The organism is Pseudomonas fluorescens (assembly GCF_018614655.1).
Classification (GTDB): domain Bacteria; phylum Pseudomonadota; class Gammaproteobacteria; order Pseudomonadales; family Pseudomonadaceae; genus Aquipseudomonas; species Aquipseudomonas fluorescens_BX.
On record NZ_JAGGOG010000003.1, the window covers coordinates 229,416 to 253,899 of the forward strand.

19 protein-coding genes and 1 pseudogene are annotated in these 24,484 nt (G+C 58.6%); 8 read left to right on the forward strand and 12 right to left on the reverse strand.

The window, feature by feature from the left end:
• The first annotated feature begins 108 nt into the window (after positions 1–108).
• Both J7E41_RS03690 and J7E41_RS03695 read left to right on the forward strand, forming a co-directional pair.
• Positions 109–465: a hypothetical protein gene (locus tag J7E41_RS03690; RefSeq protein WP_169356456.1), complete on the forward strand. Its 357-nt coding sequence runs from the start codon at positions 109–111 to the stop codon at positions 463–465.
• Between the two features lie 70 nt (positions 466–535).
• The gene (locus tag J7E41_RS03695; protein ID WP_214990197.1) at positions 536–1,045 is read left to right on the forward strand and encodes a GreA/GreB family elongation factor; all 510 of its coding nucleotides are present in this window, start codon (positions 536–538) and stop codon (positions 1,043–1,045) included.
• On the opposite strand, the gene gdhA is transcribed toward J7E41_RS03695, so the two are convergent.
• Positions 1,030–2,367, reverse strand: a complete 1,338-nt coding sequence (gene gdhA / locus J7E41_RS03700) for an NADP-specific glutamate dehydrogenase (RefSeq protein ID WP_214990199.1) — start codon at positions 2,365–2,367, stop codon at positions 1,030–1,032. The two genes, J7E41_RS03695 and gdhA, sit on opposite strands and share 16 nt — an antisense overlap.
• Positions 2,368–2,730: 363 nt before the next feature.
• Entirely contained in the window at positions 2,731–4,395 is a 1,665-nt protein-coding gene (gene ettA, locus J7E41_RS03705) for an energy-dependent translational throttle protein EttA (protein WP_214990201.1), read from the reverse strand.
• Between the two features lie 285 nt (positions 4,396–4,680).
• Here ettA and J7E41_RS03710 point away from each other — a divergent pair, with 285 nt between their 5' ends.
• Positions 4,681–8,532, forward strand: coding sequence for a bifunctional diguanylate cyclase/phosphodiesterase (locus J7E41_RS03710; protein ID WP_214990203.1), 3,852 nt, complete (start codon positions 4,681–4,683; stop codon positions 8,530–8,532).
• 175 nt (positions 8,533–8,707) lie between these two features.
• Positions 8,708–9,961 carry a serine hydroxymethyltransferase gene (glyA, locus tag J7E41_RS03715; protein WP_214990205.1) on the forward strand — a complete coding sequence of 418 codons (1,254 nt, stop codon included), beginning with the start codon at positions 8,708–8,710 and terminating at the stop codon, positions 9,959–9,961.
• 153 nt (positions 9,962–10,114) lie between these two features.
• Here glyA and yjiA read toward each other — a convergent pair whose 3' ends face one another.
• The 3 genes from yjiA to J7E41_RS03730 form a co-directional block, all read right to left on the reverse strand.
• Entirely contained in the window at positions 10,115–11,074 is a 960-nt protein-coding gene (yjiA, locus tag J7E41_RS03720) for a GTPase (protein WP_214990206.1), read from the reverse strand.
• 123 nt (positions 11,075–11,197) lie between these two features.
• Positions 11,198–11,395: a YbdD/YjiX family protein gene (locus J7E41_RS03725; RefSeq protein ID WP_003182142.1), complete on the reverse strand. Its 198-nt coding sequence runs from the start codon at positions 11,393–11,395 to the stop codon at positions 11,198–11,200.
• 16 nt (positions 11,396–11,411) lie between these two features.
• On the reverse strand, positions 11,412–13,478 hold the full coding sequence (locus J7E41_RS03730; protein WP_214990208.1) for a carbon starvation CstA family protein: 2,067 nt from the start codon (positions 13,476–13,478) through the stop codon (positions 11,412–11,414).
• A 174-nt stretch (positions 13,479–13,652) separates the two neighbouring features.
• Between J7E41_RS03730 and J7E41_RS03735 the strand changes: the two genes are divergently transcribed.
• Positions 13,653–14,021 (forward strand): PilZ domain-containing protein, encoded by a 369-nt coding sequence (locus tag J7E41_RS03735; RefSeq protein WP_214990210.1) that lies wholly within the window; start codon positions 13,653–13,655, stop codon positions 14,019–14,021.
• A gap of 24 nt (positions 14,022–14,045) precedes the next feature.
• Here the strand turns inward: J7E41_RS03735 and radA are convergent, their stop codons facing one another.
• From radA to katB, 3 genes are all read right to left on the reverse strand, one after another.
• A complete protein-coding gene (radA, locus tag J7E41_RS03740; RefSeq protein ID WP_155584772.1) occupies positions 14,046–15,413 on the reverse strand; it encodes a DNA repair protein RadA in 1,368 nt (455 codons plus the stop codon).
• A gap of 35 nt (positions 15,414–15,448) precedes the next feature.
• Entirely contained in the window at positions 15,449–15,988 is a 540-nt protein-coding gene (locus J7E41_RS03745) for an ankyrin repeat domain-containing protein (protein WP_214990212.1), read from the reverse strand.
• A 63-nt stretch (positions 15,989–16,051) separates the two neighbouring features.
• Positions 16,052–17,593, reverse strand: a complete 1,542-nt coding sequence (gene katB, locus J7E41_RS03750; protein WP_214990214.1) for a catalase KatB — start codon at positions 17,591–17,593, stop codon at positions 16,052–16,054.
• A gap of 286 nt (positions 17,594–17,879) precedes the next feature.
• Between katB and mscL the strand changes: the two genes are divergently transcribed.
• The gene (mscL, locus tag J7E41_RS03755) at positions 17,880–18,293 is read left to right on the forward strand and encodes a large-conductance mechanosensitive channel protein MscL (protein WP_214990216.1); all 414 of its coding nucleotides are present in this window, start codon (positions 17,880–17,882) and stop codon (positions 18,291–18,293) included.
• Between the two features lie 45 nt (positions 18,294–18,338).
• On the opposite strand, the gene J7E41_RS03760 is transcribed toward mscL, so the two are convergent.
• Positions 18,339–19,115: a ferredoxin--NADP reductase gene (locus J7E41_RS03760; RefSeq protein ID WP_214990218.1), complete on the reverse strand. Its 777-nt coding sequence runs from the start codon at positions 19,113–19,115 to the stop codon at positions 18,339–18,341.
• Between the two features lie 449 nt (positions 19,116–19,564).
• On the opposite strand from J7E41_RS03760, the pseudogene J7E41_RS03765 reads away from it, so the two are divergent.
• Both J7E41_RS03765 and J7E41_RS03770 read left to right on the forward strand, forming a co-directional pair.
• Positions 19,565–20,275, forward strand: a pseudogene (locus J7E41_RS03765) (helix-turn-helix transcriptional regulator).
• A gap of 163 nt (positions 20,276–20,438) precedes the next feature.
• On the forward strand, positions 20,439–21,563 hold the full coding sequence (locus tag J7E41_RS03770) for a methyltransferase (RefSeq protein WP_214990220.1): 1,125 nt from the start codon (positions 20,439–20,441) through the stop codon (positions 21,561–21,563).
• A gap of 59 nt (positions 21,564–21,622) precedes the next feature.
• Here the strand turns inward: J7E41_RS03770 and J7E41_RS03775 are convergent, their stop codons facing one another.
• From J7E41_RS03775 to J7E41_RS03785, 3 genes are read right to left on the reverse strand one after another with little or no spacing between them, the layout of a single operon-like run.
• Positions 21,623–21,790, reverse strand: a complete 168-nt coding sequence (locus tag J7E41_RS03775; protein WP_003215809.1) for a DUF2474 domain-containing protein — start codon at positions 21,788–21,790, stop codon at positions 21,623–21,625.
• A 12-nt stretch (positions 21,791–21,802) separates the two neighbouring features.
• On the reverse strand, positions 21,803–22,810 hold the full coding sequence (gene cydB / locus J7E41_RS03780) for a cytochrome d ubiquinol oxidase subunit II (RefSeq protein ID WP_214990222.1): 1,008 nt from the start codon (positions 22,808–22,810) through the stop codon (positions 21,803–21,805).
• A 3-nt stretch (positions 22,811–22,813) separates the two neighbouring features.
• On the reverse strand, positions 22,814–24,265 hold the full coding sequence (locus tag J7E41_RS03785) for a cytochrome ubiquinol oxidase subunit I (RefSeq protein ID WP_214990224.1): 1,452 nt from the start codon (positions 24,263–24,265) through the stop codon (positions 22,814–22,816).
• Between the last annotated feature and the right edge of the window lie 219 nt (positions 24,266–24,484).

The following is a 24,484-nucleotide window of genomic DNA, read 5'->3' on the forward strand; positions in this document are numbered from 1 at the left end:
CACCCATTCCAGCGTGAAACACACATTTCTCACAGCCCTTTCACACATCCCCAACAAAGCCACTTCTAGACTTCCCCCATCAGCCGTTCAACGGCCAGGGAGTCTGAGATGTGGCGGTATGCGGTAGTACTGGGCGCAGTGATGTTGTTATCCGGTTGCCAATCAACCCACGAAGACTTATTGGCCAAAGGTTATCCACCGGCCTTTGCCGACGGTTTCGACGACGGTTGCAGCAGTGGTCGACAAGCAGCAGGCGTGATTACCGGAGAATTTCGCAAGAACGTCCCCCGTTATCTGAAGGACCGGACATATGCCGAAGGCTGGGAAGATGGTTTCCGCCAGTGCAAGGCCATGCGCGAAAACGAAGAACTCAATGACTACAAGGATCACCACTGGGACGAACGCGAGCGCGCCTGGCAGCAGGAGAAGGACCGTGACGCTGCCAAGGCTTATCGCTCGCAATAGGTCGCTTTCAGACATCCATCGAAACTAAAAGGCGACGACCATGGCCCAAACTCCATAGCAGGAGATTGCCATGAGCCGAGCTTTCGTCAACGAAGACAGCGCCGCTGCCCAGGCCAGCCAACCGGTGGAACGCCAGGTCAGCGCGCAACCCAATCGCCTCACCGCCCAGGGCCTTGCACAGCTGCAAACCAAGGTCGCCAGCCTTCAGCAGGAGTACAGCGACGAATCCGCCAAGGGCGAGCAGGCGGACAAACAGCGCCAGGCCGATCTTGAGCGGGATTTGCGTTACTTCAACCAGAGCCTGCAAAGCGCCCAGGTGGTGGCACCGGCAACCTCTACCGACAAGGTGCAGATCGGCAGTTGGGTGACCTTTGCCAATGAGCTGGACGAAGAGCGGCGCGTTCAATTGGTGGGTGAAGACCAGGCAGATGCCAACGCCGGCCTGATCAACTGGGGCTCACCTCTGGGGCGGGCGTTGCTGGGTGCCCAACCGGGCGACGAGGTGCTGTGGAAGCGCCCCGCCGGTGATCAGTTGATCGAAGTCCTGCGCATCGAACCCGAGACTTACACGATACCCTGAGCCAACATCGCATCCGCGACCTTCACGAAGCCTGCGATATTCGCGCCCTTCACGTAATTGACCCGGCCGTTCTCTTCACCGTAATGCACGCAGGCGTGATGGATCGACTGCATGATGTTATGCAGCTTGCTGTCCACCTCACCGGCCGTCCACAGCAAGCGCATGGCGTTCTGCGACATTTCCAACCCGCTCACGGCCACGCCGCCGGCGTTGGAGGCCTTGCCTGGGGCGAACAGGATGCCTGCATCAATAAAGATATCCACAGCCTCAAGGGTGGTGGGCATGTTGGCGCCTTCAGCCACGCACACGCAGCCATTGCGCAACAGCGTGCGCGCCGCTTCGGCGTCCAGTTCGTTCTGGGTGGCGCATGGCAGGGCGATGTCGCAGGCCAGTTCCCAGGGAGTTTTACCGGCACGGAACTCCAGACCAAAGCGCCCAGCCAATTCACTGATACGGCCGCGCTGGACGTTTTTCAGTTCCAGCAACGCCGACCATTGCTCCTCGCTCAAACCGCTTTCGCAGTACAGGGTGCCTTCGGAGTCGGACAGGGAAATCACCTTGCCGCCCAGGTCCATGACCTTGCGGGCTGCGTATTGGGCAACGTTACCGGAGCCGGAGATGGCCACGCGCTTGCCTTCGACACGCTGGTTCTGACGCTTGAGCATTTCTTCGGCGAAGTACACACAACCGAAACCGGTGGCCTCCGGGCGAATCAGGCTGCCGCCGTAGCTCATGCCCTTGCCGGTCAGCACCGAGGTGAATTGGTTGCTCAGGCGTTTGTACTGGCCGAACAGAAAACCGATTTCCCGGGCGCCGACGCCGATATCCCCGGCCGGCACGTCCACATCCGCGCCGATATGGCGGTACAACTCACTCATGAACGCCTGGCAGAAACGCATGACTTCGGCGTCACTCTTGCCCTTGGGATCAAAGTCCGAGCCGCCTTTGCCGCCGCCCATGGGCAGCGAAGTCAGGGAGTTCTTGAAGGTCTGTTCGAACGCGAGGAATTTCAGGACACCCAGGTTCACCGACGGGTGAAACCGCAGGCCGCCCTTGTAGGGGCCGATGGCGCTGTTCATCTGGATACGGAACCCGCGATTGACCTGAACCTTGCCATGATCATCGACCCACGACACCCGAAACACGATGGCACGTTCCGGCTCGCAAATGCGCTCCAGGATGCCTGAGGTCAGGTAGTGCGGATTAGCTTCAAGAAACGGCCACAAACTGCGCAGGACTTCTTCCACGGCCTGGTGGAATTCCGGTTGGTCCGGGTCACGTTTTTTGAGGCGAGCAAGGAAGGATTCAACGGATTCGATCATGAAAAGTCTCGGCAAATTTATAGTCGTTAAAGGAGATTTGAGCCGGACTTTAACAATTCATGTCGCACCGCGACAGGGCAAAATGTCGCATTTGTGAATTTAAATGGTGCGTACGATATAAATAATTCGAATTTTTTGCCGTTATTGCACCCGAATGGGGATTGCCAAATTGGATCTTGCACCAATAGTTAAACCGTCTTCGCGAGCAAGCCCGCTCCCACATTTGACCGTGTGCGCCTTGGCAACTCGGTCAAATGTGGGAGCGGGCTTGCTCGCGAATGAATCCAACTCGATCCACCTGAAAAAAACACAAAAAAAAGCGGAGCCGCAAAGGGCTCCGCTTTTTCAAACCACCAACCCGAATCAGGCCAGTTTCTTGTGCCGTACACGGTGCGGCTGGGCAGCAGCTTCACCCAAGCGCTTCTTACGATCGGCTTCGTACTCGGTGTAGTTGCCTTCGAAGAATACCGCTTGTGAGTCGTCTTCGTACGCCAGGATATGAGTGGCCACACGGTCAAGGAACCACCGATCGTGAGAGATCACAATGGCGGCGCCCGGGAAGTCCAGCAAGGCTTCTTCCAGAGAACGCAGGGTTTCAACGTCGAGGTCGTTGGACGGTTCGTCGAGCAGCAGGACGTTGCCGCCCTCTTTCAGGGTCAGGGCCAGGTGCAAGCGGCCACGCTCACCACCGGACAGGTCCTTGACGAACTTCTGCTGGTCACCGCCCTTGAAGTTGAAACGGCCGACGTAGGTGCGCGACGGAATCTCGTAGTTGCCGATGCGGATCTGGTCGGAACCGTCGGAAATCTGCTGGAACACGGTCTTGCTACCGTCGAGGTCGTCACGGCTCTGGTCCACACAGGCCAGTTGCACGGTTTCGCCGACTTCGATGGTGCCGGAGTCCGGGGTTTCCTTGCCCATCAGCATGCGGAACAGGGTGGATTTACCCGCACCGTTACCGCCGATCACGCCAACGATGGCGCCTTTAGGCATGGAGAACGACAGGTTGTCGATCAACACGCGATCGCCGTAGCCCTTGGAGACGTTCTTGAATTCGATAACCTTGTCACCCAGGCGCGGACCGGCCGGGATGTAGATCTCGTTGGTTTCACTGCGCTTCTGGAACTCTTGCGATTGCATCTCTTCGAAGCGTTGCAGACGAGCCTTGGACTTGGACTGGCGGGCCTTGGCGCCTTTGCGCACCCACTCCAGTTCTTCCTTCATGGCCTTTTCATGGGCCGACTGTTGCTTGGATTCGGCAGCCAAACGGTCGGACTTGGCTTCCAGCCAACCGGAGTAGTTACCCTCGTAAGGGATACCGGCGCCACGGTCGAGTTCCAGAATCCAGCCGGCGACGTTGTCCAGGAAGTAACGGTCGTGCGTGATCGCGACCACAGTACCCGGGAAGTCGTGGAGGAAATGTTCCAGCCAGGCGACCGAGTCGGCGTCCAGGTGGTTGGTTGGTTCATCGAGCAGCAGCATGTCGGGGGCCGATAGCAGCAGGCGGCACAGGGCCACACGACGCTTCTCACCGCCGGACAGGAATTCAACCTTGGCGTCCCACGCCGGCAGGCGCAGTGCATCGGCGGCCACTTCCAGCTGACGTTCCAGGTTATGGCCGTCGCTGGCTTGCAGGATGGCTTCCAGCTTGGCCTGTTCGGCGGCCAGCTTGTCGAAGTCGGCATCCGGTTCGGCGTAGGCGGCGTAGACCTCGTCCAGGCGAGCCTGAGCGTTCTTGATCACGCTGACCGCTTCCTCGACCACTTCGCGCACGGTCTTGGTTGGGTCCAGGATCGGTTCCTGAGGCAGGTAGCCGATGTTCAGGTCAGGCATCGGGCGGGCTTCGCCTTCGAACTCGGTGTCAACGCCAGCCATGATTTTCAGCAGCGTGGACTTACCCGAACCGTTGAGGCCAAGCACGCCGATCTTGGCGCCTGGGAAGAAAGACAGCGAAATGTTTTTCAGGATTTCCCGCTTCGGCGGAACAACTTTTCCCAGCCGATGCATGGTGAAGACGTATTGAGCCATGGTGAACCTAGCGTCAGTGACTGATGAATTAAGCGGGCGAAGCCCGTGCCAGGCCATGCGCGGCGCGGGCCGTTGATCGTGATCAATGCCTGCGTGCGGAAAAAGCCTGATTGTCTGGGGCTGGAACGCCCTCGCGTAACCGGCAAAGCTACCTGAATGCGTGTGGGCAGTCCAGCCAAGCGGGGCTGGCACTTTGCCACAGCACAAGGCATGCTAGCCGCCCTTCGGGCGTCCGGCTTATAGTGCACGTCGCGCGCCAGTCCAGCCAAACCGCAGGATCACAGCTTGTCCAACGTCACAACGCCCACTCCCCTGCGCGCCGCGAACATCGCGCCGGGAGCGCCCCTGCACGGTACCCTCAAGGGCGCATTGGCGACGCTGGTGCTGATGCTGCTCGCGTTATTGTTCTGGCAACTGCTGGACCAGTTGCAGCAGAGCCAGAAGAACCAGCAGCAATACACCATCGACTACAGCGCCGACCTGGCCGAACAAATCAGCTTGAACATGGCCCTGAGTGCCCAGATCGCCCTCAACCTGCTGCCCATCGTCGAGCAGCCACGCAGCACTGAACAGCAACAAATGCTGATGCGCACCCTGCAACGCTCGCTGCCGGAACTGCGCAGTGTCGCCCTGCTCGCTCCCAGCGGCGCGATGCTCAGTGACAGCGCCAACGACAGCCAGGACAGTGCCTGGCTGGCAGAGCTGGTCAAGCGCAGCCATGCCCAGTCCTATTATATGAGCAACAACAACGACGGCACCGTCGTCTACCTGCTGCTCAATCAGCCCAGCGGCGGGGCCAAGGTGTACTGGGCCTTGCGCCTGGCGCCCAACTACCTGGCCAACCTGACCCGCCAGGATGGCCTGGGCCAGCGACCGATGTGGGCCGTTGAAAACCGCCTGAACCACCGGGTCGTCAGCCGCGACAATGGCATGCCAGCCCAGTGGGCCACGGCGCTGACCCCGGAGGAATTGAACAAGAGCGTCTTGGTCACACCCCTGAGCAAAAGCGACTGGCAGCTACGCGGTCTGTTTGATCGCGCCGCCGTACTGGAACAACTGCTGCCGGCCTTTATTGGCAAATGCCTGTTGGGCCTGGCGTTTTCCCTGATCCCGTTGATCGTCCTGCTGAACATGCGGCGCCGCCAACGCCAGGTCCACGAAGGGCGTCGCCGTTATCAGGATATTTTCGAAGGCACCGGCGTGGCGTTGTGCGTGCTTGACCTCTCAGGCCTGCCGGCCTACTTCGACAAGGCCCGCGTGCAAACTCGCGAGCAACTGCAGGATTGGCTGCAAAACAGCCCGGAACAGCGCCAGCAGTTGCTCAAGGAGCTGCGCATCACCGAAATCAACCAGGTGGCGGTACGCCTGCTCAATGTGGCGTCTTGCGAGCAGGCCTGGGAACGGCTGATTGACGGCTGCCCGCTGAACCCCACTGCCATCGGCCATCAACTGCTCGAGGCGGTACTGACACCGCAGAGACAACTGGAACTGGAGATCCAGCTCAGCGATATAGACGGCAACGATCAGTACCTGTGGCTGGTGATGCGCCTGCCGGAAGAACAGCACGACTATAAAGCGGTCATCCTGAGCATCAGCGACATCACCAGCCGCAAGCTGATCGAGTTGTCGTTGGTCGAACGCGAAGGATTCTGGTCGGACGTGGTGCGTACCGTGCCCGATCACCTGTACGTGCAGGACGTGATCAGCCAGCGGATGATCTTCAGCAACCACCATCTGGGGCACACCTTGGGCTACAACAAGCCCGAGTTGCAGCAGATGGGTGAGTACTTCTGGGAAATCCTGCTGCACCCCGACGACGCCCAGCATTACCACGACCTGCGCCAGCAGCAGCGTGAAAACGGCTACTTCAGCCAACTGCAATGCCAGTTGCGCTTTCGCCACCGCAACAATCAATGGCGACGCTTCGACATCCGCGAACAGGCCCTGGCCCGGGACAAGTCCGACCAGGTCACGCGCATTATTGGCGTGGCCAAGGACGTCACTGACCAGATCGAAGCCAGTGAGTCCCTGCGCGACAGCGAGCAGCGCTACCGCATGCTGGCGGAAAGCATCAGCGACGTGATTTGCTCCACCGACAGTCAATTGGCCCTCAACTATGTCAGCCCTTCGGTCAATGCGGTGCTGGGCTACGACGTGGATTGGATCTTCAAGAACGGCTGGCAATCGATCATCGCCAACCCTCAGCAACTGACCGGTATCTACACCCTGGTGGAGCAGGTCAGCCGCTCTCTGGGCGACCCCAAGGCGCTGGCCAAACTGCGCGATGAGGTGCAAACCCAGCTGTTTCTGTTCGACTGCCTGCGGGCCGATGGGCGCAAAGTGCCCATCGAGCTGCGGCTGGTGCTGGTGTGGGATGAACACGGTGCCTTCGAAGGCATCCTGGGTGTCGGTCGTGATATCAGCCAGCAGCGCCGCGCCGAGAAGGACCTGCGTATGGCGGCCACGGTATTCGAGCACTCCACGTCGGCGATCCTGATCACCGACCCGGCCGGTTATATCGTCCAGGCCAACGAAGCGTTCAGCCGCGTCAGCGGTTATGCCGTGGCGGATGTGCTCGATCAACTGCCGAACATGCTCACCGTCGACGAGCAGCAGGAAGCCCATCTGCGTTATGTGCTCAAGCAATTGCATCAGCACAGCACCTGGGAAGGTGAGGTCTGGCTCAAACGGCGTAATGGCGAACATTACCCGGCCTGGGTCGGCATCACCGCCGTGTTCGATGACGAGGGCGACCTGGCCAGTTATGTGTGTTTCTTCAGCGATATCAGCGAGCGCAAGGCCAGCGAGCAACGCATCCACCGCCTGGCCTACTACGACGCCCTGACCCACCTGCCCAACCGCACGCTGTTCCAGGACCGCCTGCACACCGCGTTGCAGTCGGCGGAACGCCAGAAGTCCTGGGTGGTGCTGATGTTCCTCGACCTGGACCGTTTCAAACCGATCAACGACTCCCTGGGCCATGCCGCCGGCGATCGCATGCTCAAGGAAATGGCCACCCGTCTGCTGGGCTGCGTGGCGGAAGACGACACCGTGGCGCGCATGGGCGGTGACGAGTTCACCTTACTCCTGCAACCGCGGGTCAGCCGAGAAATGGCACTGAACCGGGCGATTCACGTGGCCGAGCAGATACTCGCAAGCCTGGTGAAGCCGTTCGTGCTGGAAGGTCGCGAGTTCTTTGTCACCGCCAGTATCGGCATTGCCTTGAGCCCTCAGGACGGTAACGAGCTGAGCCAGTTGATGAAGAACGCCGATACCGCGATGTACCACGCCAAGGAACGCGGCAAGAACAATTTCCAGTTCTATCAGGCGGACATGAACGCCAGCGCCCTGGAGCGTCTGGAGCTGGAAAGCGACCTGCGCCATGCCCTCGACCAGAACGAATTTGTGCTCTATTACCAACCGCAGTTCAGCGGCGACGGCAAACGCCTCACCGGCGCCGAAGCCTTGCTGCGCTGGCGCCATCCGCGTCGCGGGCTGGTGCCACCGGGGGATTTCATTCCGGTGCTGGAAGAACTTGGCTTGGTGGTTGATGTGGGCGACTGGGTGATCAGCGAAGCCTGCCGCCAGCTCAAGTCCTGGCACCAGAACAAGGTGCGAGTGCCCAAGGTCTCGGTGAATATTTCTGCCCGGCAGTTCTCCGACGGCCAACTGGGTACACGCATTGCCACCATCCTCAAGGACACCGGCCTGCCACCGGCGTGCCTGGAGCTGGAGCTGACCGAAAGTATCCTGATGCGCGAAGTCAACGAAGCGATGCAGATCCTCGCCAGCCTGAAAAACCTCGGCCTGAGCATTGCAGTAGACGACTTTGGCACCGGTTATTCATCGCTGAACTACCTCAAGCAGTTCCCGATCGACGTCCTGAAGATTGACCGCACCTTTGTCGATGGCCTGCCGTCCGGCGAGCAGGACGCGCAGATTGCCCGGGCGATTATTGCCATGGCCCACAGCCTGAACCTGGCGGTGATAGCTGAAGGTGTGGAAACCCATGAGCAGTTGGACTTCCTGCGCGAGCATGGTTGCGATGAAGTGCAGGGTTATCTGTTCGGGCGGCCGATGCCGGCGAATCGGTTTGAAGTGCAGTTCAGCAATGATGCGCTGTTCATGTTTGACTGAGACTCTGTAGTGGCGCTGATGGCGCCTTCGCGAGCAAGTCGAAGAGGTCCGCCCAAACACCACCCATCTGCAGATGAGCCCCACTTGTCCGCGACATGATGTCCTTTCATATGCCATCTAAAACCCATTGGGTTAGAATGCGCTTCTTTTCTGCCCCCGATCCTTGAGGACCGCCATGTTCAGCCGTGATTTGACTATTGCCAAGTACGACGCCGATCTCTTTGCCGCCATGGAGCAAGAAGCTCAGCGCCAGGAAGAGCACATTGAGCTGATCGCTTCGGAAAACTACACCAGCCCCGCCGTGATGGAGGCTCAAGGTTCGGTTCTGACCAACAAGTACGCCGAAGGTTATCCGGGCAAGCGTTACTACGGCGGTTGCGAGTTCGTCGATATCGTTGAGCAGTTGGCCATCGACCGCGCCAAGGAACTGTTCGGCGCTGATTACGCCAACGTTCAACCACACGCCGGCTCCCAAGCCAACGCGGCGGTTTACCTGGCCCTGCTGCAAGGCGGCGACACCATCCTGGGCATGAGCCTGGCCCATGGCGGTCACCTGACCCACGGCGCCAGCGTGTCCTCCTCCGGCAAGCTGTACAACGCCGTTCAATACGGTATCGATGCAAACGGCCTGATCGACTACGACGAAGTCGAGCGCCTGGCGGTCGAGCACAAGCCGAAAATGATCGTGGCCGGTTTCTCTGCCTACTCGCAGATCCTGGACTTCCCACGCTTCCGTGAAATCGCTGACAAGGTGGGTGCTTACCTGTTCGTCGACATGGCCCACGTGGCCGGTCTGGTTGCCGCTGGCGTCTACCCGAACCCGGTGCCATTCGCTGACGTGGTGACCACCACGACTCACAAGACCCTGCGCGGTCCACGTGGCGGCCTGATCCTGGCTCGCGCCAACGCCGAGATCGAGAAGAAGCTGAACTCCGCCGTATTCCCAGGTGCCCAAGGTGGCCCGCTGGAACACGTGATCGCCGCTAAAGCGATCTGCTTCAAGGAAGCGCTGCAACCTGAGTTCAAGACCTACCAGCAACAAGTGGTGAAAAACGCCAAGGCCATGGCCGGTGTCTTCATCGAGCGCGGTTTTGACGTGGTCTCCGGCGGTACTGAAAACCACCTGTTCCTGCTGTCGCTGATCAAGCAGGACATCTCCGGTAAAGACGCCGACGCCGCGCTGGGCAAAGCCTTCATCACCGTGAACAAGAACTCGGTACCGAACGACCCACGCTCGCCGTTCGTTACCTCCGGCCTGCGCTTCGGCACCCCGGCTGTGACCACTCGTGGCTTCAAGGAAGCAGAGTGCAAGGAACTGGCTGGCTGGATCTGCGACATCCTGGCTGACCTGAATAACGAAGCAGTGATCGATGCTGTTCGTGAGAAGCTCAAGGCCATCTGCAAGAAGCTGCCGGTGTACGGCGCTTGATTGCAGTTGCTTGAATAAGAAGCCCGGCTCAAGAGCCGGGCTTTTTTATGCCTGTTCGAATGTGAAATGCAATCGAGTGTGGGAGGGGGCTTGCTCCCGATAGCGGTTGTAGCCGCTTTCGCGAGCAAGCCCCACACTGGACTGCGTTTCAGCTCAGGATTGGTGAACCCGCGCAAACCCCTCGCGAATCTTCTCTTCCGGCAGTTCGTCGGCAATAAACACGATCACACTTTCCCGCGTCTCACCCTCAGCCCATTCAGTGTCCCAGTCAAAACCGTAGAGCTTCAACACTCCCTGGAACACCATGCGCCGCTCTTCCCCGGCAATGTTCAACACACCCTTGTAGCGCAGCAGCTGTTTGCCGTGGTCTTCCAGCAGTTCGTTCATGAACTCACTGAGCCGGTCGATATCCAGCGGCTGGTCAGTGCGCAGCACCAGGCTGGAAATCCGGTCGATGGATGGCGCCTTGCTCACCGGCCTCAGGCTCATACCGGCGTTGAGGTTGAAACCGCGTACGTCCAGCAACTCGGCCAAGTCGATCTTGCCGTGCTCCACCACCCGAATCGGTGCCCGGCGGTTGATGCGGGTCAAGCGTTCGCTGAGGGCGTCGAAGGTGGCATCGTCCACTAGATCGCGCTTGCTCACCAGCAGGCGGTCGGCAAAACCGATCTGCGCCTGAGCGATAGTCTGGGTCAGGTGGTGCTCGGCGTGAGCTGCGTCCACCAGGGTGATGATGCCATCGAGGATGTAGCGCTCGCGCAACTCTTCATCGATGAAAAAAGTCTGGGCCACGGGGGCCGGATCGGCAAGGCCGGTGCACTCGATGACCAGGCGGTCAAAGGCGATCTCGCCGCTGTCCAGGCGCTCCAGCAACAGATACAGGGCCTTGGTCAGGTCGGTGTGGATGGTGCAGCAGACGCAGCCGTTGGACAGCGTCATGACTTGCACCGGTTCGTCACCCAACAGCTGGGTGTCGATACCGGCGTCGCTGAATTCGTTTTCGATCACGGCGATTTTCAAGCCGTGTTCGGCCTTGAGCAGGTGACGCAACAAGGTGGTCTTGCCAGCGCCGAGAAAGCCGCTGAGGACGGTGACGGGAATGGGAGAGGACAAAAAAATCTCCTTGAGTAAACACGAAACAAATGTGGGAGCGGGCTTGCTCGCGAAGGCGGTTGTAGCCGCCTTCGCGAGCAAGCCCGCTCCCACAAGGGAACTGCGTTAATCCGACTTATCGGCTCAACAGCACTTGGGCCCACCCTTGCCGCCGTAACGGGCTTCCTGGCGTTCGCGGAAGAACGCCTCGTAGTCCATCATCGGCTTGTCCGGGTGTTTGGTTTGCATATGCTCGACGTAATTGTCGTAGTCGGGCATGCCGACCATCAGGCGCGCGGCCTGACCGAGGTATTTACCGAGGCGACTCAGGTCATTGAACATGGTTGCAATCCTCGATTCACGCGTCCGGAACAGCCTGGAATGGCGATTCTTTATCCGTACGTTCCTTGTTGCCCCAGGCGGCAATACCGACCTTGAGCGCATAGAACAGGATGCTGAATACCACGAACAGGAACAGCGCCGTCAGCGTTGCGTTGGTGTAGGCGTTCCAGATCACGTGCTGCATCTGGTCGATGTTCTTGGCCGGGGCCAGGATCTGGCCGTTGGCCAAGGCGTCACTGTACTTCTTCGCCAGGGACAGGAAGCCGATCGCCGGGTTCGCGTCGAACAGCTTGATGAAGCCTGCGGTGGTGGTGCAGATCAGCAACCAGACTGCTGGCAGCATGGTCACCCAGATGTAGCGCTGGCGCTTCATTTTGATCAGCACAACGGTGGCGAGCATCAGCGCGATACCGGCCAACATCTGGTTGGAGATGCCGAACAGCGGCCACAAGGTGTTGATGCCGCCCAGTGGGTCAATCACGCCTTGGTACAGCAGGTAACCCCACATCGCCACACAGCCTGCAGTGGCAATCAGGTTGGCGGTCCAGGACTCGGTACGTTTCAGCGCCGGGACAAAAGAGCCGAGCAAATCCTGGAGCATGAAACGACCGGCACGAGTACCGGCGTCAACCGCCGTCAGGATGAACAGCGCTTCGAACAGAATCGCAAAGTGGTACCAGAACGCCATGGTGTTTTCACCCGGCAGGACACTGTGCAGGATCTGCGCGATACCCACCGCGAGGGTCGGTGCACCGCCGGCACGGGCCAGGATGGTGGTTTCACCGATATCCTTGGCCACCGCCTGCAACGCTTCCGGAGTAATCGCAAAACCCCAACTGCTGACGGTTTGCGCCACAGTCACCACGTCACCACCGACAATCGCTGCCGGGCTGTTCATGGCGAAGTACACACCTGGTTCGATCACCGAAGCGGCAACCATCGCCATGATGGCCACGAACGACTCCATCAGCATGCCGCCATAACCGATATAGCGTGCGTGACCTTCACTGGCCAGCAACTTGGGCGTGGTGCCCGAGGAGATCAGCGCGTGAAAACCCGATACCGCGCCACAGGCGATGGTGATGAACAGGAACGGGAACAGGCCGCCCTTCCATACCGGGCCGGTGCCGTCGATAAACTGGGTCAGCGCCGGCATTTTCAGGTCAGGCATGGTGACCAGGATGCCGATCGCCAAGGCGATGATGGTGCCGATCTTCAGGAACGTAGAAAGGTAGTCGCGCGGCGCGAGGATCAGCCACACAGGCAACACCGCCGCGACAAAGCCATAACCGATCAACATCCAGGTGATCTGGATCCCGGTGAAGGTGAAGGCCTTGGCCCAGACCGGGTCAGCGGCAATCTGCCCGCCCAGCCAGATCGAACCCAGCAACAAGAGCACGCCGATGATCGAGATTTCGCCGATGCGGCCCGGGCGGATGTAGCGCATGTAAATGCCCATGAACATCGCGATCGGGATGGTCGCCATCACCGTGAAGATGCCCCACGGGCTTTCGGCCAAGGCCTTGACCACGATCAGCGCCAACACCGCGAGGATGATGATCATGATCAGGAAGCAGCCAAATAGCGCGATGGTCCCGGGAATGCGGCCCATTTCTTCGCGGACCATGTCCCCCAGGGAGCGGCCATTGCGACGCGTGGACAGGAACAGGACCATGAAGTCCTGCACCGCACCAGCCAGCACCACGCCGGCAATCAGCCACAACGTACCCGGCAGATACCCCATCTGCGCCGCCAATACCGGCCCGACCAAAGGCCCTGCACCGGCAATCGCCGCAAAGTGGTGACCGAAAAGAATGTGTTTGTTGGTCGGCACATAGTCCAGACCGTCGTTGTTGAGCACAGCGGGGGTGGCCCGCAGTGGATCGAGCTGCATCACATGGTTAGCAATGAACAGGCTGTAGTAACGGTACGCAACCAGATAAATGGCCACCGCCGCGACCACAATCCACAAGGCGTTGATCGCCTCTCCGCGACGCAATGCCACTACGCCAAGGGCGCACGCTCCTACGATTGCCAGCAGCAGCCAGGGTAAATGGCGTAGCAGGCTATTATTATTTTTCATTTTTATATTCCAGCCAGGGTGGACAGAAAGACAACCATCCCGAGTTTAGCGCTACTGGCTTTAAAGACCACCCCCCTACGTTGGTCTAGAGCCTTGCCGAGGGCAAAAAAAGCTGAAAAACCTGCCCTATGATGGCGCAGGGCTACAATCCCTTTATCCACAGAGGGTTTCACCATGAGCGAGCAGCCTTCAGATCGACGTCGTTTTCGGCGCATCGCCTTCGACGCCAGGACCGAGATTGGGCAGAACGGCCAGATGTGGCCGGTACCATTAGTGGATTTGTCGCTCAAGGGTTTGTTGGTGCGCAAGCCGCAGCCGTGGCTGGGTGATAGTTCGCAGCCGTTCGATGTGGACATCCATCTAGACGACAGCACCGACGTGAAGATGCAGGTACGGCTGACCCATGACGATCACGAGCAACTGGGTTTTGTTTGCGAGCATATCGACCTGGACTCGATCAGCCATTTGCGGCGGCTGATCGAGCTGAACCTGGGGGATCAGGCAGAACTTGAGCGAGAGTTGGGTGCCTTGCTGGAGGTCTAAATGTGGGTTTTGCGGCGTTGCTGATTATTCGAACAAGGCATCCAACGCCTGTTCCAGACGCGTCACCCCAATCACCTGCAACCCCGGAGGCGACTCCTTGGGCGCATTCCCTTTAGGCACGATGGCCCGCTTGAAGCCGTGCTTGGCCGCCTCTTTCAGACGCTCCTGGCCGCTGGGCACGGGGCGCACTTCACCAGACAGCCCCACTTCGCCAAACACCAGCAAGTCGTGGGGCAGCGGTCGGTTGCGCAGGCTGGACATTACCGCCGCCATCAACGCCAGGTCCGAGGCAGTTTCCAGCACCTTGACCCCGCCCACCACGTTGAGGAATACATCCTGGTCATGGGTGGGAATCCCGCCATGGCGGTGCAAGACAGCCAGCAGCATGGCCAGGCGATTCTGATCCAGGCCCAAGGTCACGCGGCGCGGGTTGGCCATATGGCTGTCATCCACCAACGCCTGGACTTCCACCAGCATCGGCCGGGTGCCTTCCCAGGTGGCCATCACCACACTGCCGGGTACTTCTTCCTGGGCGCGGGTAAGAAAGATCGCCGAGGGATTGGAGACTTCTTTCAGCCCCCGGTCAGTCATGGCGAATACGCCCAGTTCATTGACCGCACCGAAACGGTTTTTCACTGCCCGCAGCAGGCGTAGCCGCCCGTCAGACTCACCTTCGAAATACAGCACGGTGTCGACCATATGCTCCAGCACCCGTGGCCCGGCCAACGCGCCTTCTTTGGTCACATGGCCCACCAGAAAAATCGCCGTACCGCTCTGTTTCGCGTAACGCACCAACAACGCCGCACTTTCCCGCACCTGGGACACACCACCCGGCGCCGATTGCAGTTGCTCGGTGAAGATCGTCTGGATCGAGTCGATCACCATGACCTTGGGCTTTTCCAGGCGGGCCGTGGCGATGATGCTTTCAATACAGGTTTCGGTCATGACCCGCAGCTGGTCCTGGGGCAAGCCCAGACGGCGGGCACGCATGGCCACTTGTTGCTGGGACTCTTCACCCGTGACGTACAGCGCCGGCATGCGGCTGGCAATGCTGCACAGGGTTTGCAGCAAAATGGTCGATTTACCGATGCCAGGATCGCCGCCGATCAGCACCACAGAGCCGTCCACCAGGCCGCCGCCGAGTACCCGATCCAACTCGCTGGAGGCCGTGGAGAAACGCGGGATCTCTTCAACGCTGACTTCGGCCAGGGTCTTGATCTGGGTTTGTTGCCCGGTCCAGCCCGAACGACCACTGGGTGCGGCCGCGCCACCGCTTTCCACCATGGTTTCGGTCAGCGTGTTCCACGCACCGCATTCACTGCACTGGCCGGCCCATTTGGGAAAGGTCGCACCGCAGTCCGTGCAACCGTACATGCGCTTGGCCTTTGCCATCCGAGAACCTCCAACCGAAAAACCGCGATGATAGCTCAGCGCGGCGCTGCGGTACGGATTTCACCACTGGCCAAGCGTGAGGCACTGTTGCCGACCGGATCTTCGGCGTTGAGGTCCGCGCCTTTGGCCTTCAGCTCATCCAGCAGCTCGACCCGTTTGAACAGCCCGGCGTACATGGCTGCCGTCTGTCCGGCACCGTTGCGCTGATCCGGGTTGCAATCGGTGGACAGCAAACGCTGGGCGATTTTCAGCTCGCCTTTGAAAATCGCGCCCATCAGTGCGGTGTTGCCCCTGTTGTCCTGCACACAGGCGTCGGCGCCGGCGGCCAGCAAGCGTTCCATGAACAGCGCCTGACCGTGATAAGCCGCCAGGATCAGCGCCGTGTAGCCCTTTTCATCCTGGGCGTTGAGGGAATAGCCGGCGTCGATAAAGGTGTTGAGCATTTCCACGTCACCCCGGCGGGCAGCGTCGAAGTAGTAGTCCTGCAATTGCGCCTTGACCACGTCCGGGTCGGGCGTCTCGGCGTGGACGGCAAAGGCCAGCCACGTCATGAATAAACCGATGTAGATACGCATGGAATCACTCCTGTCACGTATCGACGCCCGGCTCAATTGCCAGGCGTCGACCGGGTCAACCCATCAGTCAGTCAACTTTTCTGCCAGCGCTTTCACGCGAGTCAGGTCGCCCTTGGCTACCTTGGTCACGCCGGTGCCGTACTCGGGATCAGCCTTGTAGAGGAACGACAGGATGATGTGTTTGCTCTCGTCATCGGTAGTGGCCAGGGAGCCGCCGAAGTTGTCGATCAGGTTCTGACGTTCTTTCTTGCTGTAGGAGCGGTACAGATCACCGGCCTGCTTGAAGTTCTGCTCACGCTGAATCTTCGCTTGCTGGGTGCTGCCCGACAGGGCCATCTGGCTGTAACGGGCACTTTGCGGTTCTTCCCGTGGCAGCAGGCGGCTTGGCTGGTAGTTAACGCCGCTGGTGGTTTTGCCGAAGTTCATCGCACCGTCCTGATTACCGTTGTTGACGGTCACCCGTGGGGCGTTGATCGGCAGTTGCAGCGCATTGGCGCCCAGGCGGTACATTTGCGTATCGGCGTAGGAGAACACGCGGCCTTGTAGGAGGCGGTCTTCCGACGGCTCGATACCCGGCACCAGGTTGGCCGGGGCCATGGCCACTTGCTCGGTTTCCTGGAAGACGTTGGCCGGGTTGCGGTTCAGCACCATCTGCCCGACTTTACGCTCAGCCACGTTGGGCCAGATCTTGGTGGCGTCCAGCGGGTCGAAGTCAAACTTGGCCAAGTCTTCCGGCTTGAGGACCTGCACATACAAGTCCCACTTGGGGAAGTCGCCTTTATTGATATGAGTGACCAAGTCATTGGTCATATGGCTGTAATCACGACCCTGAACTTCTGTGACTTGTTTCGGTTCCAGGTTCTTGATGCCTTGCAGGCTCTTCCAGTGGAACTTGACGTAGTGCACTTCACCTTTGGCGTTAATCAACTTGTAGGCGTGAACACCGTTGCCGTCCATTTCGCGGTAACTGGCGGGCGTGCCGGAGTCCGAGTACAACTCGGTCAGCGTGCGAGTGGACTCTGGAACATGGGAGAAGAAGTCGAATCGACGGGAGTCATCGTCCAGGTTGGTGCGCGGATCAGGTTTGAAGGCATGCACCATGTCCGGAAACTTGATGGCATCGCGAATAAAGAACGTCGGAAAGTTATTGCCTACCAAGTCCCAATTTCCTTCGGAGGTATAGAACTTAGTGGCAAAACCACGAGGGTCGCGCAACGTTTCAGGGGAGTGATTACCGTGAACGACTGCGGAAAAACGCACAAAGACAGGAGTTGCTTCGCCAGCAGCAAAGACTTTGGCCTTGGTCAGGTCACTCAAGTTATCGGTAACGGTGAAGGTGCCATGGGCGCCAGTACCCCGGGCATGGACCACACGCTCTGGAATGCGCTCGCGATCAAAACGCTGCAGTTTCTGAATCAACTGCACGTCCTGAAGTAATACCGGACCCGTCGCGCCGGCCGTTTGGGAGTTCTGATTGTCGCCGACTGCCGCGCCATTATCGCGGGTGAGGTTAGCCGCTTGTACCGACAGCGAAAGCAGGCTGGCGGTGACGATGAACAGTACATGTCGTGCAGCAATAGGCCCGCGATTAATAGGGTCTTTCATTGGGGTGTCCTCTATTTTTTTAATGCACATTGAGTTGTGCTTGCTAGAGGCTAGTGACCCGCGAGTCAGAATATAAATAGAAAACCCATACCGACCCGATTAAGAAAATAGCGTGGAAAATCCATGAAATAGTGGGTATTTCGCGCGCGACTGATGGCACTTTGAAAACTATTTGCAATTTGATGTGTCGATAAATTCGAACAATGTTAGCAGTTGTGTCGCGCAAGCTGTGCAAGACTGACTTACACTGTTCCCACCTCATCTCAACTGTAACAAGGAATAACCTATGGGCGTGATCAGTGAGTTCAAGGCCTTCGCGGTCAAAGGTAATGTGGTCGACATGGCCGTCGGTATTATCATCGGTGCCGCCTTCGGCAAAGTTGTTTCCTCATTTGTAGGCGACGTGGTGATGCCCCCGATCGGTCTGCTGATCGGCGGAGTGAATTTTGGCGATCTGGCGGTGACGCTCAAGGCAGCTCAAGGCGATGTGCCTGCGGTGGTCCTGGCATACGGCAAGTTCATCCAGAGCATCATCGACTTTTTGATCATCGCATTTGCGATCTTCATGGGTATCAAGGCCATCAACCGCCTCAAGCGTGAAGAAGCCGTGGCGCCTAGCGAAGCGCCGGTGCCGACCAAGGAAGAAGAACTGCTGGGGGAGATCCGCGATCTGCTCAAGGCACAGAACAGCAGGCCCTAGTAAACGGGTAAGCGGAAAACAGGCGCCTCTTGAGGCGCCTTTTTCTTACCAGTAGTTTTCCACTGCTACCTGCCCCGGGCGGCGGGTCAAACTCAACTGCATGTCCCGTTGTTTGAGCATCTGGCGCGTGTCATCAATCATTTGCGGATTACCGCAAATCATCACCCGAGAATGTTCGGGCGTCAGGGCAACACCGGCGACCTTCTCCAACTCACCCGTTTCGATCAGGGTGGTGATCCGCCCATTCAGCGATCCCGGATGCTGTTCGCGGGTGACAATAGGAATGTAGGTGAATTTATGGGCGTGCTCGGTCAAGTACTCACGCTCACCCAATGCACGGATGAGCGATTGATAGGCCAGTTCCCTGGCTTCCCGCGCGCTGTAGACCAGGATGATTCGTTCGAATTTTTCCCAGACCTCGAAGTCCTGCAGGATCGACAGAAAGGGGGCAACCCCGGTCCCCGTCCCCAGCATCCACAAGTCCCGCCCGTCGACAAACCGATCCAGGGTCAGGAAACCGGTGGCCTGGCGTTCTACCAGTAAGGTATCGCCTTCGCGCAAGCGGCTCAGCTCACTGGTGAACTCCCCACCGGGGACGACGATGGAGAAAAAATCCAGGTGCTCATCAAAAGGCGAGGACACCACCGAGTAGGCCCGCCACACAATGCTGCCATCGGACTTGGTCACCCCTAGACGCACAAACTGGCCGGCCCGAAAGCGAAAGCCAGGATCGCGGGTAGTGCGCAGGGTAAATAGGCTGGGGGTCAGCGATTGCACATCGAGCAAGGTCTGGCGTGTATATTTTTCAGCACTGGCCGTCATGGAGGACTCCGTTTTACAGATGCCTCTAGTGTCCCTCAAAGTGACGCCTGGAAACACCGGCGGTTTGTAGTGACATCGCCTTGGGCGAAACCTGACCCGGATATCATTTCTCTCTGAGCGATTAAATTTGTGGGAGTGGCAATTAAATTGCAGGCCCAACTATTTAGCTATTGAGTGGCCTGCAAATAAGTTATTAGGCGAGGCAGCCCCACCAGCCACTCAAATTTATTAGTTAATACCAAGCAACTGAAAAGCAAATAGAAAATCACCCAGCCTCGAGCATTACCTGTACATCCCGGCCATAGATGTACAACAAGACACACCGCATATCACTCAACATGGAGAATTTTTTTACTTTCGCCAAGCACCCCATGTCCTACACTCTTTTCCGTATCGAATTGGGGTCCCGGACGTACCCAAGCTAGAGCAAGGCTCAAGGAGATTTACCGATGGTCAACTGGCGAAATACCCGCCTACCCAAGCTGGAAGATGAAAGCGAAATAACCAGCACCTTTGAAGCTGCCCTTAACATCACTTATGAACTCGGCTTCCAATACTGTGCGTTTACGATGAGCTCTCATTACCCTAAAAATCAAACAAAGCCTATTTACATCAACAACTATCCACATGAATGGAACATACTTTACAAACAAGAGCAGTACTTCGAACTGGACCCAGTAGTTGCTCATTGCAAGCGTTGTGTATTACCGATTGTCTGGGAAGAAAAAGCATTTTCTGCCGCTCCAGACTTATGGAACCATGCCCAATCCCACGGGTTGAATTTCGGTTGGACCCAGGCGGTCCATGATTTCCAGGGTGTGTTCAGCATGTTGACCCTGGGGCGTAAATCCGGGCCCGTCAGCCCCGAAGAACTTTACGAAAAAGCAGGTCAGGTCCTTTGATTATGCCACGCCATGCATGCAGTGGTGGCACAAAAGTTCGCAGAAAAGCCCCCTGCTCACCCAGCCAGCACACTGACACCGCGCGAGACCGAAGTCTTGCAATGGTCGGCGCTGGGCAAAACCGCAGCCGATATCGCCCAGATTCTTTGCCTGTCCGAACGCACAGTCGGCTTCCATATCAGTAGCTCGATGAAAAAATTAGGCGTCAATAACAAGATTGCTGCCGTGATGACGGCGGTAAAAGCCGGACTGTTTTAAGCCGGGTAAAAACACCGAATGTAATCCACCCGAAAAAAAAGTAACATTTACGACCCGTTCTGAGCGTTGACGCAAACCTCCACCACTCGCGCCGCAGTTCACTCAGATGGTTCCTCATGTCCCCCTGTGGAACACCCGTCGATTACCCAGAGCCTCCCCCGCCATGCCCCTGCTCGACAGCCCTTTCGCCCAGCTGGATCTGATCCGCCAACCAGAGCAACAAAATGAGCCGCTACAAGCCTTTGACGCGGCCGATGAGTACTTGCTCAACTACTTGGCGGAGCAACAGCCGCCCCTCGCAACCCGCGTGCTGGTGCTCAATGACAGTTTCGGCGCCCTGGCAGCCAGCCTCGAAGGGCGGGTACAGGTGACCTCCAGCGGCGATTCGTTCCTGGGTGCCCAGGCACTGGAGAAGAATCTGGTGCGCAATGGCAAGGCGTTTGACGCCGTGTCAACGGTGCCGGCCAGCCAGACACCCACCGGGCCCTTCGATCGCGTGCTGATCCGCGTACCCAAAACCCTGGCCTTGCTGGAGGAGCAACTGATTCGCCTGCAAGGTCAACTGGCCCCAGGTGCGCAAGTGATCGCAGCAGCCATGGTCAAGCACCTGCCTCGGGCAGCCGGTGAGTTGCTGGAACGTTACATCGGGCCAATGCATGCCTCTCTGGCGGTGAAAAAGGCTCGCCTGCTGATCGCCACCCAGGCTGAGCGGCCGCAGGCAGTGTCGCCCTACCCCACCCGCTATCACCTGGAAACACCGGCCATCGAGCTACTCAACCACGCCAACGTGTTTTGCCGCGAAGGGCTGGACATCGGCACCCGGGCCTTCTTGCCGCACTTGCCGCAAAACCTGGGCAGCGCCCGGGTTGCAGACCTGGGCTGTGGCAACGGTGTACTGGCGATTGCCAGCGCGCTGCAAAACCCTGACGCGCATTACACCCTGGTGGACGAGTCGTTCATGGCCGTGCAGTCTGCCGCCGAAAACTGGCGGGCGGCGCTGGGCGAGCGGGAGGTAGTGATTCGCCCCGGCGATGGCCTGGCCGATCAGGAGCCGCAATCGCTGGACGTGATCCTGTGCAACCCGCCCTTCCACCAACAGCAGGTAGTGGGGGATTTCCTGGCTTGGCGTATGTTCCAGCAGGCCCGCGAAGCCCTGGTGGTGGGCGGCGCGTTGTATATCGTGGGCAACCGTCACCTGGGTTATCACAGCAAATTGGCGAGGTTGTTCCGCGGCGTCGAACAGGTCGCCGCCACACCGAAGTTCGTGATTCTCAGGGCTCGAAAATAATCGAGCCAAAAAACCCTCCGAGAGGAGGGTCATGAAGCCGTGCCGCAAGACGACGGACATCAGTGAGTGGTCAGGCCTGCGGCATTCATGAACATGCGCATCAGGCTGGCCACCACGAACAGGGCCAGGACACTGCCGGTCCAGATCATCGCCAGCCAGCCCAGGCGCTGCCAGAGCGGTTTTTTCTCAGCCTGTTCAATGTCATGTAACGAAGGTTTGCCGGACATGGATCAATCCTCCTAGTGATAACCGTCTTCGTGGGTGACCTTGCCGCGGAACACGTAGTAGCTCCAGAAGGTGTAACCCAGGATGAACGGGATGATGAACAACGTCCCCACCAGCATAAAGCCCTGGCTTTGCGGTGGTGCGGCGGCGTCCCAGATCGAGATCGACGGTGGCACGATGTTCGGCCACAAGCTGATACCCAAGCCGCTGTAGCCGAGGAAGATCAACACCAGCGTCAGCAGGAACGGCGTGTAGTGAGCGTTGCGAGCCACGGCGCGCACCAGACCGTACATGGTCACCAGTACCAGGATCGGCACCGGCAGGAACCAGAACAGGTTCGGCAGAGTGAACCAGCGCGAGGCAATTTCCGGGTGGGTCAACGGTGTCCAGATACTGACGATGCCGATCACCGCCAGTACCACGAAGGCCAAGGGGCGAGCCAGGTTATGCATCTGCTCCTGCAATTTGCCTTCGGTTTTCATGATCAGCCAAGTACAACCCAGCAACGCATACGCCACGACCAATGCCACGCCGCAGAACAGAGTGAACGGTGTGAGCCAGTCCAGAGAGCCACCGGCAAACTGGCGGTTGACCACTGGAAGACCATCAATGAAGGCCCCCAGTGCCACGCCCTGGAAGAACGTCGCTGCCAGTGAGCCGCCGATAAAGGCCTTGTCCCAAAGGTGGCGCTTGTCGTCCTTGGCCTTGAAACGGAACTCAAAGGCCACACCCCGGAAGATCAGTCCGATCAGCATCAGGATCAGCGGCAGGTACAGCGCCGAAAGCACGACCGAATAGGCCAGCGGGAAGGCGCCGAACAACGCCGCGCCCCCCAGTACCAGCCAGGTTTCGTTGCCATCCCAGACGGGAGCGACGGTGTTCATCATCACGTCGCGGTCGGTCTTGCCCGGAATAAAGGGAAAGAGAATCCCGATTCCCAAGTCAAAACCGTCCATGACCACGTACATCATGATGCCGAAGATGATGATCACGGCCCAGATCAGTGGAAGATCAATACCCATGACTCAGTTCCCCTTCTTCTGACTATCAGCCAGGCTGTCGCCGTGATCGGCGTCGGTGCTGTCATCGGCCGCCGACAACGGACGCGCCGGTGTGCGTTTCTGACCAGGACCACCGTGGGTCGGCTCGGTACTTTCATGGGTTACAGGACCTTTGCGCACCAGGCGCATCATGTAGCCCAAACCGGCACCGAACAGCGCGAAATACACCACCACAAACAGCACCAACGTAATGCTCATCTGCGCGAAGCTGTGGTTGGAAGACGCATCCGCCGTGCGCATCAGCCCGTAGACCACCCACGGCTGGCGACCGATTTCGGTGGTGAACCAACCGGCGAGAATCGCGATCAGGCCGGATGGGCCCATCCACAACGCCAGGTACAGGAACGGCCGCGAGGTGTACATCTTGTCGCCTTTGCGCAGCCAGAGGCTGAACAGGCCGGTGAAGATCATCAGGAAGCCCAGGCCAACCATGACCCGGAATGACCAGAACACGATGGTCGAGTTGGGACGATCCTCAGGCGCAAACTCCTTGAGGGCCGGCACCTGTTTGTCCAGGGAGTGGGTCAGGATCAAACTGCCCAGGTACGGAATTTCCACGGCGAATCTGGTTTTTTCAGCTTTCATGTCCGGCCAGCCGAACAGGATCAGCGGCGTGGGCTCGTTACCGATATTTTCCCAGTGGCCTTCAATAGCGGCGATTTTCGCCGGCTGGTGCTTCAAGGTGTTGAGGCCGTGGAAGTCCCCGATGACCGCTTGGATCGGCGCCACGATCAATGCCATCCACATCGCCATCGAGAGCATGGTGCGAATCGCTGGATTGTCCTTGCCCCGCAACAGGTGCCAGGCGGCCGAGGAGCCGACGAAGAACGCCGTGGCTACAAAGGCAGCAGTGGCCATGTGCATCAAACGGTAGGGGAACGACGGGTTGAAGATCACCGCCAACCAGTCCACCGGAATCACGCGGCCATCAATGATTTCAAATCCCTGAGGCGTTTGCATCCAGCTGTTGGAGGCGAGGATCCAGAAGGTCGAAATCAGTGTGCCGACGGCCACCATCACCGTGGCAAAGAAGTGCAGCTTGCGTCCGACCTTGTTCCAGCCAAACAGCATCACCCCCAGGAAACCGGCTTCGAGGAAGAACGCCGTGAGTACTTCATAGGTCAGCAACGGGCCAGTAACGGCGCCGGCAAAGTCCGAGAAGCGGCTCCAGTTGGTGCCAAACTGATAAGCCATGACCAACCCGGACACCACACCCATGCCGAAGTTGACGGCAAAGATCTTCGACCAGAAATGGTAAAGGTCACGGTAGGTATCGTTGTGGGTCTTCAGCCACAAGCCTTCCAGCACCGCGAGGTAACTGGCCAGGCCGATGGTGATGGCCGGGAACAGGATGTGGAACGAGATGGTGAATGCGAACTGAATTCGGGCGAGATCTAGCGCCTCCAAACCGAACATAAGTCTTCCTCTGTCAGGTAATACCGAATGCCGGCTACCGCCTCAGCATCCACTGGCCCCACGGATATGGAGTGTGGCGAATTCAAATTCGTTTCTTTTTTTAACCAGCCACGCAGGGAGTCTGGCCTTGCGGCCACCAGACCAATCCCCCTAAAGGTTTTGATCTGGATCAAGCATTGCTGAAAGAGTAGCCCCATTTTCGGCATTGGCCTGTGTGGT

Bases quoted from the DNA above. Each gene is read 5' to 3' on its own strand.
- J7E41_RS03690 (WP_169356456.1), top strand. From the start codon at position 109: ATGTGGCGGTATGCGGTAGTACTGGGCGCAGTGATGTTGTTATCCGGT.
- J7E41_RS03695 (WP_214990197.1), top strand. From the start codon at position 536: ATGAGCCGAGCTTTCGTCAACGAAGACAGCGCCGCTGCCCAGGCCAGC.
- gdhA (WP_214990199.1), bottom strand. From the start codon at position 2,367: ATGATCGAATCCGTTGAATCCTTCCTTGCTCGCCTCAAAAAACGTGAC.
- ettA (WP_214990201.1), bottom strand. From the start codon at position 4,395: ATGGCTCAATACGTCTTCACCATGCATCGGCTGGGAAAAGTTGTTCCG.
- glyA (WP_214990205.1), top strand. From the start codon at position 8,708: ATGTTCAGCCGTGATTTGACTATTGCCAAGTACGACGCCGATCTCTTT.
- J7E41_RS03725 (WP_003182142.1), bottom strand. From the start codon at position 11,395: ATGTTCAATGACCTGAGTCGCCTCGGTAAATACCTCGGTCAGGCCGCG.
- J7E41_RS03730 (WP_214990208.1), bottom strand. From the start codon at position 13,478: ATGAAAAATAATAATAGCCTGCTACGCCATTTACCCTGGCTGCTGCTG.
- J7E41_RS03735 (WP_214990210.1), top strand. From the start codon at position 13,653: ATGAGCGAGCAGCCTTCAGATCGACGTCGTTTTCGGCGCATCGCCTTC.
- radA (WP_155584772.1), bottom strand. From the start codon at position 15,413: ATGGCAAAGGCCAAGCGCATGTACGGTTGCACGGACTGCGGTGCGACC.
- J7E41_RS03745 (WP_214990212.1), bottom strand. From the start codon at position 15,988: ATGCGTATCTACATCGGTTTATTCATGACGTGGCTGGCCTTTGCCGTC.
- katB (WP_214990214.1), bottom strand. From the start codon at position 17,593: ATGAAAGACCCTATTAATCGCGGGCCTATTGCTGCACGACATGTACTG.
- mscL (WP_214990216.1), top strand. From the start codon at position 17,880: ATGGGCGTGATCAGTGAGTTCAAGGCCTTCGCGGTCAAAGGTAATGTG.
- J7E41_RS03760 (WP_214990218.1), bottom strand. From the start codon at position 19,115: ATGACGGCCAGTGCTGAAAAATATACACGCCAGACCTTGCTCGATGTG.
- J7E41_RS03770 (WP_214990220.1), top strand. From the start codon at position 20,439: ATGCCCCTGCTCGACAGCCCTTTCGCCCAGCTGGATCTGATCCGCCAA.
- J7E41_RS03775 (WP_003215809.1), bottom strand. From the start codon at position 21,790: ATGTCCGGCAAACCTTCGTTACATGACATTGAACAGGCTGAGAAAAAA.
- cydB (WP_214990222.1), bottom strand. From the start codon at position 22,810: ATGGGTATTGATCTTCCACTGATCTGGGCCGTGATCATCATCTTCGGC.
- J7E41_RS03785 (WP_214990224.1), bottom strand. From the start codon at position 24,265: ATGTTCGGTTTGGAGGCGCTAGATCTCGCCCGAATTCAGTTCGCATTC.